Genomic DNA, 15,867 nt, shown 5'->3' on the forward strand with positions numbered 1-15,867 from the left:
GCTTTTGTGCCTTGCATTCCAACAGGTTCATTACTTACTTCTGTCGTAGGCGGGGTCAGTGACCCTTTTACATGGGAATAGGGAGAAGGTTTCCCTAGAGGTTTCACCTCACTTGGAACATACGACCTCATGTCGCACGTATTGCGTTCTGAAATTTTCGGAACCTGTTCTGACGGATTGACGATGGGTGTGCTTTGTGGCTCGCATACCAGACTCATATCAGATCCGGGTAATTAACCATAATATAAACATCCCACGAGTCACTTTCTCCCCCCTTCGGTCGGCGTTCCCTTGCGTCTTGCGCCGACGCGGGGTCCGACCTCTTGCCGCCGACGCGGGGTCCGACCGCTCCCCCAGCCTCCACCGCGATTGCCAGCTCGCATCCTCCGGAATGTACGGTCATTCAACCGGATTTGATATCACTCGAGCGCAATCGCATCTCGAATCTCTTCTCCCTGATGGTTGTCTCGATTGTGAAACACATCCGTTAACCCGTGCTTGTGGTTGTGGTCGTCAATCAATCCGTGATGCTCGTCAAACCATCGCTTCACCACTGTGCCGTTACAGCCGGATAACTGGCGCACGGCGTACTTATCGAGCGACCATTTTACTTGTCCCATTTCATGAGCGGGAAATTGGTCGTTGTGGTTAATAATTGCTCGTACCCCACGCTCAATTCGCTCGTCACTGGCTCCAGTTCCCCGTGCTGGCCTCTCGAATTCACCAAAACCGAATAGTTCGTCGTTGCTCACTTGCGACCAATCGCGGGTGACTTTGCGCTTAGCTGGCTGTGGTTCGGGTTTGGGTGTCGGGGAGGATGTGGACTCGGTTTGGGGCTGCACGGGTTGACCTTGTACCAAGCGTTCCATCATCTGAGCGAGCGCATCGAATTTGGCTTCGAGGGCATCGAGTCGCGTGTTGGTTTGGGTTGAGGACGTTTCTTTGTCTTCTGAGGTGTGAATTTTTTCGTCCGCTGGCATATCTCGCACCTCAGATGAGGCTTGAAGTTCGGGTTCGAGCTGCGACTCAGTTTCGATGGGGGCTTCTAATTTTTCATGCATTGCGGCTACGAGACGCGAGATGACCTCGTGATAACTGCACTCCCATAAGTCTGCCCATAGAGCGATTTGCTCTTTTGCCTCTGGGGTGACTCGAAGTTGGGGGAGTTTTTTGTAGGGGATTGATTCTGACATGGGGGGATGGGAGACTTCTCCGTTGACTCGATAATCGCTGTAACCGATGGTGGTGGTGATATGTTTGAGGTCGCTGTCGGTGGGAGACTCTCCAACGAAATGACCGAGCAATCGGGCCGCATATAACATCTGTTCCCCGATCGAACCCTCACCTTTATCTCGCTTGGTGGCGATCGCACTGTAAGCCGCTCGCAATGCCTTGCAGTTATCCTCAGTTTCTCCGTGCCGCGTGGGTAGCACCGAAGCAAATTCCCGCTTGACCGCTCGGTTGATTGACTTGTTGGTTCGGCGATCGATTTCGTCGTTCTGTCTGACCCAATCGCGGGGATTGTTGGCTCTGACTTCTTTGAGTAGACTTTTGATTTCCGTTCGATTTCTTAGGTGTTTTAGCGTCGCTACGATTAGCTCTGCGGGTGCGAGGGTGGCAATGGGGAAAATTGGCTTTTTACCGCGCTTTTTCCCCTGCCCGGAGAACATGACTTGATACTCACCATCAACGGTAAATTTGGCACGGGCAACGATTTCGTGGGGTCTGCGTCCGGTCAAGGCTATCAGCCCAGCGGCGATTTCCCAATGGTCGTCAGATCGAATCAGGGAAATCGCTTTCTCGATGACCTCACCGGGATTGAGAGTTTGGGCATTCCCTAAGCGAGATACCACCCGGTCTGTATCGTTGCGCTCTAGCCACTCTTCTGGGGTCAGTCCACAATATTTGAAGAATAGATGTTTGAGGGTTTTGGAGCCATCGCGTTTTTCTTCGAGGTAGGCATTCAGCCCGTCTTTGAGGAGAATCGATCGAAACCGCTTGTAATAGCCGTGCTTGCTGAGTTGGGTTCCGAGCGTAGCAATGCTGAACCGACTTCGGAGATATTCGTTTTCGGAACTGGCAATAAGCGCGATGGTGGGTTCGTCGTAAAGATTGCGGCAGGCTTTGTAACAAGTTTGGGAACGCCGATCGAGATTCGATACCCCGGAGAGGGTTTCGTAAAGTGCCAGAGCTTCTCGCTTGGTTACGGCATATTCAGGATCGTCAACTATTGAGGGTGTGGCGGTCATCGGTCTACTTTCATAACTTGTTATATTATAGCAAAAACACGTTATTTAAAATAAAGTATTCGTAACGTGTTTTGATTTTGTGGATTGGGGAGTCAGTGAAATCTCGAACGTCAGTTTTGCTTGAGTCACCTCGCCCAAATGCCAACTCTCGGTAACGTTCGAGCAACCTGGAAATTCGAGGAGACGATATCGGTAAGCATATATCTATATTGCCGTGAGAGCGCGGACAGTCCGAACTAACATGAGGGTATTTTCAATCTTTCTCTCCCTTGTCTTCCCCCTCTCCCAAGTCTCTCCATTCCCCACCTTTAACTGAAACAGTCCGATCCGCGCACTGACGTTAGAATAGTGTTTGCTGTTCGGAGTTAGCGATCGCTGCGAGCAAATTCTGACGACGCGCAGCCTCTTGCGGCCACCGAGCATCAACCCAGGCAATACAAGCCGGTTCCGAGTCTTTACAAATGCGATCGTAGTCTTCTTGAGAGCTGACTCCCAATAGTGCCTCTCGAAGCTGGTCTGCCTTTTTTTCCTTGATGCGATCGGGATTAGTCACCCCATTCCAACCATTTTTCGGCTCGTAGGGGAAGGTGGTGAAATCTACTGTCTCGAACTGTTCGACGGTTGGCTTGGATGAGGGCTGGTTCTCGAGAGTCTGACAATTTGTAGACTTGGGGCTAGCGGATTTGGGAGGATGAGTGGGCTTAACATTGCCCCGCGAAAACCGATCGGATTTTGGATCGATGAGCATCTCAACGACTCGACCGTCAAAAATCACGTCCGTCATTAACTGTTTATCCAATTCATCCGAGACCGCCGGATACCAGTCGTGTAGGTTGCTCAGCCACGCCCAACCTTTAACGGGTAAAAAATCTTCTCCTACGGGATTGGATTCAGGGCATAGGCGTTCGATATTCGTTGTAAGGCTTTCACTGCAAGGATTTGCAGAATCAAACTCAGTTGTTGGCTTAACTCGTACACCCTCGTACACCCCCAAATCGGGACTTTCCCCAGAGAAATTTTTTCGAGCGGGGGGTTGGTCTAAATTATTTTTTTTCTCCCCAGAAAAAGTTTCATTTTCAGGGTGTACGAGGTGTACGAACTCACCCGAATCCCTTGCTATACCGTCATGACACCTCGATCGAGTTGCAGTACGTTGTGAGGTGTACGAGTCAGATTCAGGGTGTACGACGGGTTGTTTGAATCGCTCAACCCCTTGCTGTGCGTTCATGCCACCCTTGTCTGGGAGGTCAGACCCCTCGTCTAGTTTTAGAGAAGGCTCGAAACACTCAACCCCTTGCTGTTCTTTCATACCACCTTTGTCTGGGAGGTCATATCCCTCGTCTAGTTTTAGAGAAGGCTCGAAACACTCAAACCCCTGCTGTGTCTTCATGCCACCTTTGTCTGGGGAATTTGACCCCCGATCGATCCAAAACTCCTCAAATAAGTCCAATCCCCCCTCGCGAGTTTTCGATTTGCGACAGACCCATTGAGGTTCTCGTTCGCGTAGCGTCTGGGCAAGAGAATCGCCCCCAGTCGATTCCCGCTCTCCCGTTGACTCATCTGGCGGCCCGTCACCGATATCCCGAAAGACTCCGTCGAGGGGGGCAATATTTTTCCAGAAAGCTGATTCCCATCCCCAACTGCCATCGGGTCTTTTGGCGCGACGACGATCGACCCGTGCGACAGGAATCACAGTTTTCAGATGAGATAAGAATTTATAGAAGTTAGAGGCTGCATACCCAAACTCTTTACAAAACGCCACGTAGAGGGAATGCATTTCGGCGTTGTCCATCGACGACGTTGGCGACGGTCGCAAGGACAAATCGAGAAAGGTACGAACGCTATCGGAGTAGAGTTCGGCTTCTCGCGCGGCATTCATCACCGAGTCAATGTTGGGCTGTCCGACGAGAATTTCGTCGCGCTCCTCTTTGGGCATTGCCAGCGCCCAACTGATGACGGCGGCTTTGCAGTCTTCGAGGGCTTGCCGCAGAAACGGATCGGTTTTGACCACTCGGTTGCGAACCGGGATGGGGTAAGCTCGACGCTTCCATCCATCCCCGGCGTTCTCGATTTGGAGATGGTCAACACTGGCGACCCAGAATCGAGTCCCCCATCGTTTGTTATAACCGTTGGCACTGTAGAGGGCGCGACCTGACATCTCTCCGTTATCTACCAATTCGTAAAAGGCTCGTAAACCCGAAACGTAACCGCCAATATCGGCAATCCCCCAGATTGATTTTCCAGTAAGGTTTTGGTGGCGCTTCTCAGCGGTCGCAATTTCTTCAAACGAGCAAGCCGAACCGGAGCCGTTCTCGCCGTAAAGGGAGTTCCAAAACCGTCCGAGGGTTCCCTTACCCCCACCAGATTGACCGATGAGGTGCGGGAATCGACCGTAGGGAGCGCTCGGATCGAGGAACATGGCTGTAAATGCCCGAATAACGGGTAGCATATCTTTTCCAAAGGATTCCTTGATAAAGAGACTGAACGCACCGGGGCATTGCTCGCTGGGGCTGTAATCGTGGGGGATGTGGCGCGTGAGGAGTTCGCTGGGGTTGTGACCCCGAAATTCCCCAGTCTTCACGTCAAGCGTCCCATTCTTGAAGCTAATCAGGTGGGCGTTTTCTGGCTGCTGGCAATGCAGTCGGGTTCGAGAGTAGGCAAAGGCTGACTTGACGTACTTATCGCACTCGTAGGGGAAGTTCGGCTCGGCGAGACCCTCTCCAGTGACCCGAAGCTTAAATGCTTTCTCTCCAACGGCTGCAATCTTGCGTTGAATCTCCAGATCGTCTTGCAGTTGCCAGTGGGAGCTATCCTCTGAGAGCTTGTAGAAACTTTGGTCGAGAACCGCCCATTTACGAGATTCGCCTTTTTTCTTCCCGTCGAACTTGCAGTAAACGAACCGATCGAAAGTCGTCGCGGTAACGCAGTTGCGATAATCGAGTCCGAGACGATCGCAAATCGATTTATATCGGCTCTCACGATCGTCTAAGTCAATCGTCTTATCCTCATCCTTTTGCGACTCCCGGCGCATCATCTTGTTGATATCGCTGCGGGTGTAGTCGCTGGCTTTGGCAATTTTGTTGGCAAGCGCCACCCGCTCGGGTTCGCTGAGGTGTTCGATCGCCAACTTGACGACTTTCTTCACCATCGCGATTTTTCGTTTGTCCGATGCCCCCTTCCACATCTCGGGCCATTTGAGTAAGAGTTCTGTGGGAGCCAGAGCTGAGTCGAGAAGCGCGCGATATTCTTGGGGCGCATTTTTCGGCTTTGTCCGATCGGCTTTGACGGATTTAAAGAACTCGACTAATCCGGCTTTTTCCCCAGGTGGCAGGGGTACGATCGCGCATTTGCCCTCAAGATGCAAACCGGCCAGAAAGATGCAATGGAAGACGTTGGGATTATGCCAAGCGTCAGAATCGCCAATCGTCACCAGCCCCGATCCTTTTGGCAAAATCCTGAAATGAGAAATCCCAGCCGCTGCTGCCGTTGGGATGCCCCCCAGAATCGACCCAGCTCGTGCGTCTTTCCATCCTTCCGTCCAGGCGATCGCATCTTCGGGCATCATCGGGACGCTTTTCGTCTCCAGAGGAGTTAAGTATTTTACTGTGCGCGGCTTGCCTTTTTTGTCTCGAACAACGATGGGAACGTCGAGTCGAACTTGTCCGAATCCATCGGTGAATTCAAGAAACAGTCCCGACCCGGACTTCCATTCTCCTGACTGGCGATCGAAAATTTTAAAGCCCATCGAGCGAGCTTCATCTTCGGAGATCGAGAAGATTTTACCTTCCCAGAGCCATCGATCGATTTGCTCTGGGGGGAAGCCTTCATTTGTTAAATGAGCGCTGTGGGCGGCTTTCAGTTGGCGGTTGACTGGTGCGATCGCGGTTTGAGGTTCGGTTGTTATAACGTTCATTTTGGCGACTCCTGATTTTTCTGCGCGTGTTGATTCGAGAAAAGATCGGGAGCTATGGCGGCGGACGCCCGTTAATTCGTTGCCAGCGAACGCATCGAGCGCATTGGCTGCAAACCATCAACTCGCCATCGGGCATTCCTTTCGTCGGCGGCATAATATTAAATTCGGTAGAATACTTCTGATTCATCGTGAAGGAGATCGAGACTGCTCGCTTCACGATGTCCGCACGAGTGCGTGGCGACTGCTATAGCTGTAGCCCTGGCTTACTTAATTGCACAATTGCGATCGTCCCGGATCGTTCTATCGTTCGCGTAGCAAAAATCCAGGAGAATCATCCGTGCGATCGGTATTCGCCTCCTTAAAACCAAATGCCCCGCGATCGATTGCTTCTACAATTCCCAAACCTACGATGGCGGCTGCGAGCGCTCCTACCAGAACGGGGAGAGACTGTAATTGGATCTGCCAGTTTAAATGGTTAGCAGGTATCGGTTTAACGTCATTCAGGGGAGGGGAAAACCGTCGAATCTCTAGAGCCTCGATGTATCTCAATTCATAAAGTTGACAGAGGCGATAGTGGAGCCGCACCCCGCCCATCCGTTCGAGAGTTCGTTTGTGGTGGTGTTCGTTGGAGCCGGTAGCAGTCCAGCGGCGATGGAGCGATTTTGACAACCCCACGTACTGAATGGTCAGACCGCGACGGGCAAAATAGATACCGGGCTTGCGAGGCAGGTCGTTAACGCGCGCTAGAGAAACGCTTGGATAGGCGAAAACGCGAATTAGGTTTAACATCATCGGCTTAAAAGTTATATGCGATCGTCATTCAGATAAGTACTTTTCTTTCAACAATCCAACCAACTCTTTCCCTCGTTGATATCGCTCTCCCTTACTGGCTTTTAAGACTGACTTAACTGCTTTCGCATTTTGTCCTTTCTCGGCTAAAGGTTGAATCTGTCGCCACAGCTCCGAAACCCCCAATTCAGACCACCGTGCATCTGCTTTGACGATGGCTTCGATTCGAGCGCTTCCAATGTCTAGCAAGGGATGCACCGTTTCGCTTCGTTGCACCGTCGCCGCGCCATCGTACTGATGTCGCACCTCATCGTCAATTAATAATTGTGAGGATGGCGCAATCACGTTGGAACCCTTGGAGCATAAAGGCGTATCAGTTTCGCCAGTGGTGGCAAAATTGAGTTTTTGTAATTCTGAGTTTCTGTTAGGAAGTTTTGAAGAAATAGGAGGTTGAGAAGAAAGAGGACGTTGTGAATAAAATCGAATCCGCTCTCGATTTAACAAAGTCGGGTGCTCTAGACGCGGTAGCACGGTATATCTGGGCTTAGCGCCTTTCTTCTGAAATTGCTTGTGATGCTCGTGAGTCGCGTGGTTCGTGAGTCTGGGACTGACGCATCCCGAGACCATTGCCGTGTAGGGATGGGACTGATAGTAAAGCCAGCGCAAATCGTCGTATCCCCACCCAGCGTTTTTGGCTTCCACCTCGATCGCCGCATTCAAGAGTAACAATAGATAATTGTTTCGATACTGACCGTCAATCCCCAGGGCTTCGACGTTTTTCGATTGGTTAATCGCGATTAAAGTGATACCGAACTTTCGCCCCTCACTACCGACTTTAAGGAGGAAGCTTTCGATATCTTTGATGGCTTCTTTGTCATCTCGAAAGTCAGCTTTGAGCGCTCCGATTTCGTCAAAGATAATCAACAGTTCGGGACTATCTTCCCCAGTCTTTCGGCGATGGTTGAGCCGTTCGAGAATCGCCCGAATCGCTTTGAGGATTTCCTCGGGATCGTTGACGACGGGGAAGCCGAACTCGTGCCAGTGGTTCTTGGTAGCGTGGGGGTCGAGGGCAATGGCTTGCATGGGTTTGTTGCGGGTCAGGAGTCCGGCACAGTGAATCGCCATGCTCGATTTGGCTGCCCCCGTATTCCCTGCCACAATGATGCCGCTGGCTTCTTGTTCGATGTCTTCGAGGTTGTAGAAGGTTTGCTCGACTTCTCCGGTGACTCGACGGGACAAACTATTCGAGGTCACACCCTTGGCAAATTCAATTCGCACCACCCCACCCAATTGTTTGACCGATATCGACCCGGTGGAGTCGAACAAATATTCGAGCTGGGATTTGAGTTTTTTGATTTTGTCGAGGTCGGCCAGCTTGGCGAGTCGAAAGTAGAAGTTCTGGTGGGTGATGGTGTCGCTGGGTTGTTCTTCGGCACACCGGGCGAAGATTTCGTTGTCGAGTAGCAGTTGGAGGATGGCGCGGCAGGTATGGTCGATCGGGCGCTGTCCTCTGGGCTGTCCCAGGATGGCGAGGGTGGCGTTTTGCTGGCTCAGAATGCCCTTTAAACGCTCGTTATCCTCGTAGAGGGGTTCGACCACCTCGGCTATCCTTGCGTTGGCTTGCTGCTCGATTTCGGAGCGCTGTTGTTGGAGTTCGAGGATTTTCTCGTTGAAGACTTCCTGTGCCGATCGCTCGATATTATTGCGCTCTCGATCGAGTTCGAGTTGGAGTCGTTCTCGTTCGCTGGCTAACTTCTCGCTGGCGATCGCAATTTCGGTCTGATGCCGTTCGAGTTCTTGGCGGTTGACGTCGAGTTCGGCACATCGCCGCTGATAGTCCCCGTCGAGTTCGTTGAATCTTTGCTGGTATTCGGTTTCGAGTTCTCGCTCCCGAGCAGCGGTGGCAATGCGAGCTGTTTGTTCGAGTTCGTCTCGTTGTCGAGAGAGTTGTTCGATGTCCCGTTCCAGGTCGCGGGTTTGGGCTTCGAGTTCGAGTTCTTTGTCTTTGAGGGAGTCGCGTCGATCGCGATATTCGGCTTCGAGCCTTTGCCGTTCGGTTTGGGTCGCTTGGGCAACGGCTTTGTCTTTGCCGTCAATGGCAATTTTCCGAGCAACTGCACCGCCACCAGCACTCCCCAACACCAGCAAACTTGCTCGCGCGAGGGAAGCATCGGAGGAGAAGCCGTAAATTCCCAGGCTGAGGCACAAGCCGACAAGCCCTGGTTTAATTAACTTCCGAGCATCCTGCATGATTTACACCCCCTTAATTTCATAGCCCTGGGAGCGAAGAAGCTCTCGACGTTCGTTGAATTCGGCTTCGAGAGCCTTGACGTCGAACCTGGCAATCTTCAGGGCGACTTTGTTTCGCTCTTGCTTGATTTCCCGGAAGTCTTTGGCGGCTTTGAGGTCGTCTTTTTTCGTCCCCAGTTCGACTTCGATGATGGCTTTTTCCTGACTGGCAATCTTGCCGCGCAGTTTGGCGTGTTCGATTTTGCCTTTCTCGGTTTTGGCATCTTCTTCGATCGCGTCAAGCCGATGGCGTTCGATTTGGGTCTTCTGGCCCTGTTGTTGGTGTTTGTAAGATAGCCCGGAGGTTTTCTCCCGTTCGATCGCAATTTGCCACCCGGTTTGACGGTTTTTCTCTTCTTCGAGCTGGAGTTTGAGGGCGCGTCCGCGACCCTGAGTTGTTTCGAGCTTTGTCTTGAATTCGCCTTCGCTGACTGGATTGGGACTCAGGGATACGCCGGGGGGATTTTTGCTGTGGCTGCGGCCGGGTACTCCCGAAAGGTGGAGCGAGAAGTTACTGGGTAGGTAAGTCATGTAATGATAGGGATAGCGTTAATGTTTCACTGCCCGAGCGCGGCTTTTGCCACAGATAGCCTGCGGCGTGGCTGCGCTAACGGGCTGGCGCTTGGGGCGATCGCACTTCGGTGGTACGTGAGGCGATCGCTCTACTCTTCTTGTCCTTCCTGAATCCGATCGATGAGAGAATCGACCCCATCGATCGCCCATTCGCCAAAAGCCGGGGCAATTTTCTCCCCGGAAGCCTCATCTTCGACAGCTTCGGGAGCGTTGAGAGGCCTCCCAAAACCGGCGGGAGGGACGGAACCGGTCAATTTCCCATCGAGCTGGGCATCGAGGGCGCGAAGCTCGGAAAATAACAATCGCTCTTGTGGAGTTCGTTCGGAGTCTTCAAGACGATCGAAGAATCTGACTTCTTCCGATAGATGCTCGGCAAGCCATCGGGCTTGAGGTGGATTTAGCTTGAGACGGATGAAGCGATCGAAATGTTGGGTTGTGTTTGTCATGAATCCTCCACAATTTGCAGGGCTTTGAAAGATAACGCCAGGGCTTTAGTTCGGGCTTTTGGCGGCATGGCTCCCCTCCGTGAGTCCCATCGCCGCCAGTGCAGAAGCATCGAGTTGACCCGAGAGAATCAATTCCCTGAGTTGGTCGGCTTGGGCTTTGAGTTTGAGAGCGTCCGCTGCCACTTGGTTTAAAAAGGTCGCATTACTGGTTTCCCGGTTGTGGGTGGCTGCGGCTTGGAGCCGTTCGATTCGCTCTCGGGCTATCGAGTAGGTATCGAGAGCTGTACTCTGGGCAGTTTGGGAATCGACGAATTCCACATCGATCGCTTCAATCTGACTCTCGGATGTGGCGATGGCTTGTTCCCATTGGCTGAATCGTGACCGCGCACATGGAGATTGGGCAAGGGCTGATGATTCTCGAACGTTTTGCTGTGGCTGAGTTTGAGGTTGGGCGTTGGGGTCGTAGCTGTATTCGGCCCATACTCGCTTTTGATATTTGGCGGGCTTCTGGGCAATCATCGCGAGTAATTCTTGCTGTGCGTTGCTTGTGATTTTGTCGTCTGTAGTTAGAACGGTGAAATTCGGATCGATGGGTTCCCAGATTTTCGCTAAGCGCTTAACGAGCTGACCGACGTAGGCAGGAGTGATGTTGTTCGCAGTGGCAAATTCGCGGCGAGTCAGAGGGGTAAACTCTTTACCTTGCTCGAATAAACCATTTACTAAGTTGTCTGAACTGTTGACTAAAGTGTTGGGTGAATTGTTTAGGACTTCTGCCTCAATTGGCTCGAAGTCTTGGTATATGGTCGTTTCGGTCATTTATTTAGGTTGACGAGTGAACTGTTTTGTTTCGCTTAAGCGAACTATAGCGCATATATGCACAACAGCGCAATATGTATTTAGACATTTATACGCTACAATTACTAGTGCGATACTAGGTGTCGTAGCGATTGAGCGTAAGGACACCATGGAGATGATATGTAAGCTAAAAGACCTGATGGAAGAGAGGGGCTTATCTCAAAAAGCAGTCTACGAAGAAACAGGACTACAGCCGCTTACAATCCGAAACCTATATAGAAACGAATGGCAGAGAGTTGATAAAGAAACGGTAGTCAAATTAATGGACTACTTCAAAATCAAAGACCTTACAGATTTATTTGAAGTCGTTCAGCAGCCAGTAAAATAACCGATCGCCTCGATGGCATTAAAACTTCGATCGATCGGCTCTAAGTCTTGATAGATAGTCATTTCAGTCATCTGTTTATATTGACAGGTGAACTGTTTAGGTTGTTTACACCCTCAATATATACAGCTAGATTAATATATACAACCCGTTTGTAATACAAAATAATTATAGAATGGGAGTTAAGGCATAAACATATCAAATATTTTGATAATACAAGCCAAGTGGTAATACCGAGAGGGTCAAAGTTTAAAGAATGCCCGTGATCAACAAGGTCAAAAATCTTATAAACGAACTAGACATAAGCACTTACGAGTTCGGAAAACGTTCAGGGGTATCGCTCACAACTGCTTACGCTCTTTATCACAACCCCGATCAGCTTCCCTCTTCTACGGTGCTAAAAAAAATTTGCGACGCTTTTAGAGTTCAACCAGGGGTTGTTCTAGAGTGGATACCTCCTGAAAAGCCTCGTCAACAGGAAGCCACAAGTCAACAGGAAGCCACAAAATAACCGATCGCCTCGATCGCATGAAAACTTAGAGCGATCGGCTCTAAGTCTTGATACATAGTCATTTCAGTCATTTGTTTATGTTGACAGGTGAACTGTTTAGACTGTTTATATACGCTCACTTTACCATTAACTCACAAGACTCTGTGTGTTTATGAACATTAAACCTATTTATAGACCACTTTTTTTCAATAAACTCAGTTAATCACTTAAACACATGACCTTGTTAAAACATAGATGATTAAACCAATAGATTGTTAATCTCAGGAGTAGAAATATATGTATTCACCGACATGACAAAGATAAAGACAAAAGAAGTCAGAGTTGATTTGAGTAAATTCTGGGATGAAGGTCTAACGAATAAGGAAGTTGCCGATGCAACAGGCATTCACCTCAACACCATCGGCAGCTACCGAAATGGATCTGTAAGAAAACCTAGAATCGATATCCTCTTAGCACTCCGAGATTACTTTGCCCAAAGACTCGCCAAAAAAATTTCTTTAGAAGATTTAATTAAAACAGTTGAAGACAAAACATAATGCTACGCGACCCGGATAAGCCAGATGTAAGCTGGGAGGATTACGAGAAAGAGTTGGGGGATAATCCCGAGCGTCCGCTCGATCGCACCGGGGAAAACCTTCAGACAACATAACGTCGGGCTAGCTCTTGAATGAAGTCGAAAAAGCAGATGCACGAAAATTTACCTATTGAAATTCCGCGAGACCGCATTGCTGCGTTCTGTCAGCAGCATCATATTCGGAAGCTATCTCTGTTCGGATCGGTTTTGCGGGAGGATTTTACTCGCAATAGCGATGTGGATTTCTTAGTCGAATTTGAACCCGATAAAATTCCGGGTTTGCTCCGATTAGCCGGGATGGAAATCGAATTGTCGGAGATGATTGGCAGAAAAGCCGATCTGCGAACCCCATTTGATTTGAGCCGTTATTTTCGTCAGGAGGTTTTAGATTCGGCTGTGGTGCAATATATGAAGAGGTTCGATCCGATCGCGACGATTGAGAAGTCCGATCGCCGAACGGCTACTTTCTCTCCAACACGATCGAGCTGATGGAATGGAAAAAATCACACAAGTCAGAGAGGAAGAATAACACCAATTAAACGATCGCATCCCCCCATCGAGAACCTCTACTAGCATTAGTGAAAGGTTCAGAAAATCTCTCCCTTGTCCCCCTTGTCTCCCCCCTCTCCCTTGTCTCTCCAATTCCCCGTTCCCTCTTTTCCTTCAGATGTCTACCGCTGAAATACTGCATAAGCTCCGTGCGATCGAAAATATGTATTCTACAGAAGAGAGTGTAGGAGCGATCGAACATGAGGCAGAGTCGAGCAGTGGCAGGTGGAGTGCTGGCGATGCTGCTGGCGGTGGGGAGTACGGGACTGCTACCTCGGAGAGCCACTCCCCAAGAGTTGGCACAGGTGACACCCGGTTCGGTAACGGGGCAACTGGATGAGAATAGCCAAACCCTGGATGATGGTCGTTACGCCACAACCCACCCCTATGAAGGAATCACCGGAGAAACCGTCACGTTTGAACTGGTTAGTGAAGACTTTGATGCCCTTATTGGTCTTCAGAGTCCTAGTGGTGAGATTCTTGGTCGTGATGACAACAGTGGTAATGGTACAAACGCCCGATTGACCATCGAACTCCCAGAAACTGGAACATATCAGGTAGGTGTTACTTCTCGCAACTCCGGTCGGACAGGAGAATACACTTTCAGTTGGCGCTCTGCAACTACTGCCGACTTAGCGCTACAACGAGCCAGCCAACTCAATCGGCAAGCGATCGAACTGTACCAACAAGGTCGCTACAGCGAGGTTGAACCTTTGCTTCAGGAAAGTCTAGCGATTCGTCGGGAGCGATTGGGAGAGCGCCATCCCTCTGTCGCCCAAAGCCTCAACAACCTGGCATTGCTCTACCAAGACCAGGGACGATACGCCGAAGCCGAGCCTCGCTACCTCCAAGCCCTAGAGATTGTCCGCGAGCGATTAGGAGAGCGCCATCCCAATGTTGCCACCAGTCTCAATAACCTAGCTAGCTTATACCAAGACCAGGGACGGTACGGTGAAGCCGAACCCCTCTTTCTCCAAGCCCTCGATATTCGCCGCGAGCAATTGAGAGAGCGTCATCCTAGTGTCGCCACCAGCCTCAACAACCTGGCATTGCTCTACCAAGACCAGGGACGGTACGGTGAAGCCGAACCCCTCTACCTCCAAGCCCTCAATATTCGACGCGAGCAATTGGGAGAGCGCCATCCCGATGTCGCCGCCAGCCTCAGCAACCTGGCCGGACTCTACTATGATCGGGGACGATACGCCGAAGCCGAACCCCGCTACCTCCAAGCCCTCGATATTCGCCGAGAGCAATTAGGAGAACGCCATCCCGACATCGCCACCAGCCTCAACAACCTCGCAGTTCTGTACCAAGACCAGGGACGGTACGGTGAGGCCGAACCCCGCTTTCAGCTCGCTCTGGAGATTATCCGCGAGCAGTTAGGAGAGCGCCATCCCGATGTCGCCGCCAGCCTCAGCAACCTCGCAGTTCTGTACCAAGCCCAAGGAAATACCGCCCAAGCCCTAAGCTACTTACAAGCAGGTCTTGAAATTGAGGAATGGAACCTAGACCTCAACCTTGCAACTCTCGCCGATACCCAACGCCAAGCCTATACTGCCACAATTTCAAATACGACCGACGCAACGATCTCCTTCCACCTACAAACCGCCCCCAACTCCCCCGAAGCCGCCCAACTCGCCCTAACTACCCTCCTGCGCCGCAAAGGTCGCATCCTCGATGCCGGAACCAGCAGCCTGCAACTGTTGCGCCAAAACCTCACCCCCGAAGACCAAGATATCTTAGACCAACTCGCCGATATTCGCCGAGAACTGTCTGCCCTCACCTTCAATCCTCCTCCCAATCTACCACTGGAGGAATATCAGACCCGACTCGCCCAACTCGAAACCGATGCCAACCGACTCGAAACCACCCTCGCTCGCCGCAGCGCCACCTTCCGCGCCCAAACCCAACCTGTAGAAATTGCTGCCGTCCAAGCCAAGCTTCCAACCAATGGCGTTCTCGTCGAATACGCGCGCTATCGTCCCTTCGATGCTGTTAATGCCAGCGTCGGCAAACCCCGCTACGCCGCCTACCTCCTCTTCAGCAACGGCAACATCCAAGCCGTTGACATCGGCGATGCTGCCCCCATCGACGATGCCGTCGAGTCCTTCCGCAGCCTCCTCCAAGACCCCAGCGCCGACCTCCGTGCCGGAGCGCGACCCCAACTGCGTCCGGATTTCGTCGAACGTGTGACAGACAATATCAAAACCCTCGTTTTCGACCCCATCGCCCCCTACCTCGCCAATACCGACCACCTCCTCATCTCCCCCGACAGCCAACTCAACCGCCTCCCCTTCGAGGCACTGCAAACGGAAACTGGAGGAGACTATCTGGTACAGCAATACCAAATTAGCTATCTCAACACCGGACGGGATTTAGTCAAATTCGGCATCGTTCCTCCGAGTTCCGCTCCGGCAGTAGTGCTGGCGAACCCCGACTACAACAGTGCCGACGATTCCGTAACCATCGCCCAGGCTTCTTCTTCCCCAGATACCTCTCGTGCTATCCCAGAGCGCCGTTCCACGGAACTGAGCCAAATCCAAGTCGGTCCCCTCCCCGGTACGGCGGCTGAAGTTGAAGCCATTCGCCCCCTACTGAACGACCCCACTATCCTCACTACCACTCAGGCGACAGAAAACGCCCTGAAGACCGCACGGAATCCCCAAATTCTCCACATTGCCACTCACGGCTTCTTTCTGGCGGATGTGGAACGAATTCAGGACAGTCGCGGTGGATTTGCGTCTATCTCGGGCGATCGTTCTTTTGCTGCTCCCGTTGGCGGAGTGGTGGAAAA

13 protein-coding genes are annotated in these 15,867 nt (G+C 51.3%); 5 read left to right on the forward strand and 8 right to left on the reverse strand.

The window, feature by feature from the left end:
* Positions 1–419: 419 nt before the first annotated feature.
* The 8 genes from AC2215_RS27305 to AC2215_RS27340 all read right to left on the reverse strand — a co-directional run bounded on the left by AC2215_RS27305 (position 420) and on the right by AC2215_RS27340 (position 11,075).
* The gene (locus tag AC2215_RS27305) at positions 420–2,249 is read right to left on the reverse strand and encodes a protelomerase family protein (protein WP_486813195.1); all 1,830 of its coding nucleotides are present in this window, start codon (positions 2,247–2,249) and stop codon (positions 420–422) included.
* 340 nt (positions 2,250–2,589) lie between these two features.
* The gene (locus AC2215_RS27310; RefSeq protein WP_486813196.1) at positions 2,590–6,162 is read right to left on the reverse strand and encodes a hypothetical protein; all 3,573 of its coding nucleotides are present in this window, start codon (positions 6,160–6,162) and stop codon (positions 2,590–2,592) included.
* A 52-nt stretch (positions 6,163–6,214) separates the two neighbouring features.
* Positions 6,215–6,349 carry a hypothetical protein gene (locus AC2215_RS27315; RefSeq protein WP_486813197.1) on the reverse strand — a complete coding sequence of 45 codons (135 nt, stop codon included), beginning with the start codon at positions 6,347–6,349 and terminating at the stop codon, positions 6,215–6,217.
* Positions 6,350–6,462: 113 nt separating this feature from the next.
* Entirely contained in the window at positions 6,463–6,954 is a 492-nt protein-coding gene (locus AC2215_RS27320; RefSeq protein ID WP_486813198.1) for a GIY-YIG nuclease family protein, read from the reverse strand.
* A gap of 24 nt (positions 6,955–6,978) precedes the next feature.
* Entirely contained in the window at positions 6,979–9,201 is a 2,223-nt protein-coding gene (locus tag AC2215_RS27325; protein WP_486813199.1) for a type IV secretory system conjugative DNA transfer family protein, read from the reverse strand.
* 3 nt (positions 9,202–9,204) lie between these two features.
* Positions 9,205–9,771 carry a hypothetical protein gene (locus tag AC2215_RS27330; RefSeq protein ID WP_486813200.1) on the reverse strand — a complete coding sequence of 189 codons (567 nt, stop codon included), beginning with the start codon at positions 9,769–9,771 and terminating at the stop codon, positions 9,205–9,207.
* Positions 9,772–9,902: 131 nt separating this feature from the next.
* Entirely contained in the window at positions 9,903–10,259 is a 357-nt protein-coding gene (locus AC2215_RS27335; RefSeq protein WP_486813201.1) for a hypothetical protein, read from the reverse strand.
* 45 nt (positions 10,260–10,304) lie between these two features.
* On the reverse strand, positions 10,305–11,075 hold the full coding sequence (locus tag AC2215_RS27340) for a hypothetical protein (protein WP_486813202.1): 771 nt from the start codon (positions 11,073–11,075) through the stop codon (positions 10,305–10,307).
* 178 nt (positions 11,076–11,253) lie between these two features.
* Between AC2215_RS27340 and AC2215_RS27345 the strand changes: the two genes are divergently transcribed.
* The 5 genes from AC2215_RS27345 to AC2215_RS27365 form a co-directional block, all read left to right on the forward strand.
* Positions 11,254–11,442, forward strand: coding sequence for a helix-turn-helix domain-containing protein (locus tag AC2215_RS27345; RefSeq protein ID WP_486813207.1), 189 nt, complete (start codon positions 11,254–11,256; stop codon positions 11,440–11,442).
* A 253-nt stretch (positions 11,443–11,695) separates the two neighbouring features.
* Positions 11,696–11,950, forward strand: coding sequence for a helix-turn-helix domain-containing protein (locus tag AC2215_RS27350; protein ID WP_486813203.1), 255 nt, complete (start codon positions 11,696–11,698; stop codon positions 11,948–11,950).
* Between the two features lie 290 nt (positions 11,951–12,240).
* Positions 12,241–12,486 (forward strand): helix-turn-helix domain-containing protein, encoded by a 246-nt coding sequence (locus tag AC2215_RS27355; protein WP_486813204.1) that lies wholly within the window; start codon positions 12,241–12,243, stop codon positions 12,484–12,486.
* A 149-nt stretch (positions 12,487–12,635) separates the two neighbouring features.
* Positions 12,636–13,013 (forward strand): nucleotidyltransferase family protein, encoded by a 378-nt coding sequence (locus tag AC2215_RS27360; protein ID WP_486813205.1) that lies wholly within the window; start codon positions 12,636–12,638, stop codon positions 13,011–13,013.
* A gap of 260 nt (positions 13,014–13,273) precedes the next feature.
* A partial coding sequence (locus AC2215_RS27365) for a CHAT domain-containing protein (protein WP_486813206.1) occupies positions 13,274–15,867 on the forward strand: 2,594 nt, incomplete at its 3' end.

It is taken from the genome of Zarconia sp. (assembly GCF_057467645.1).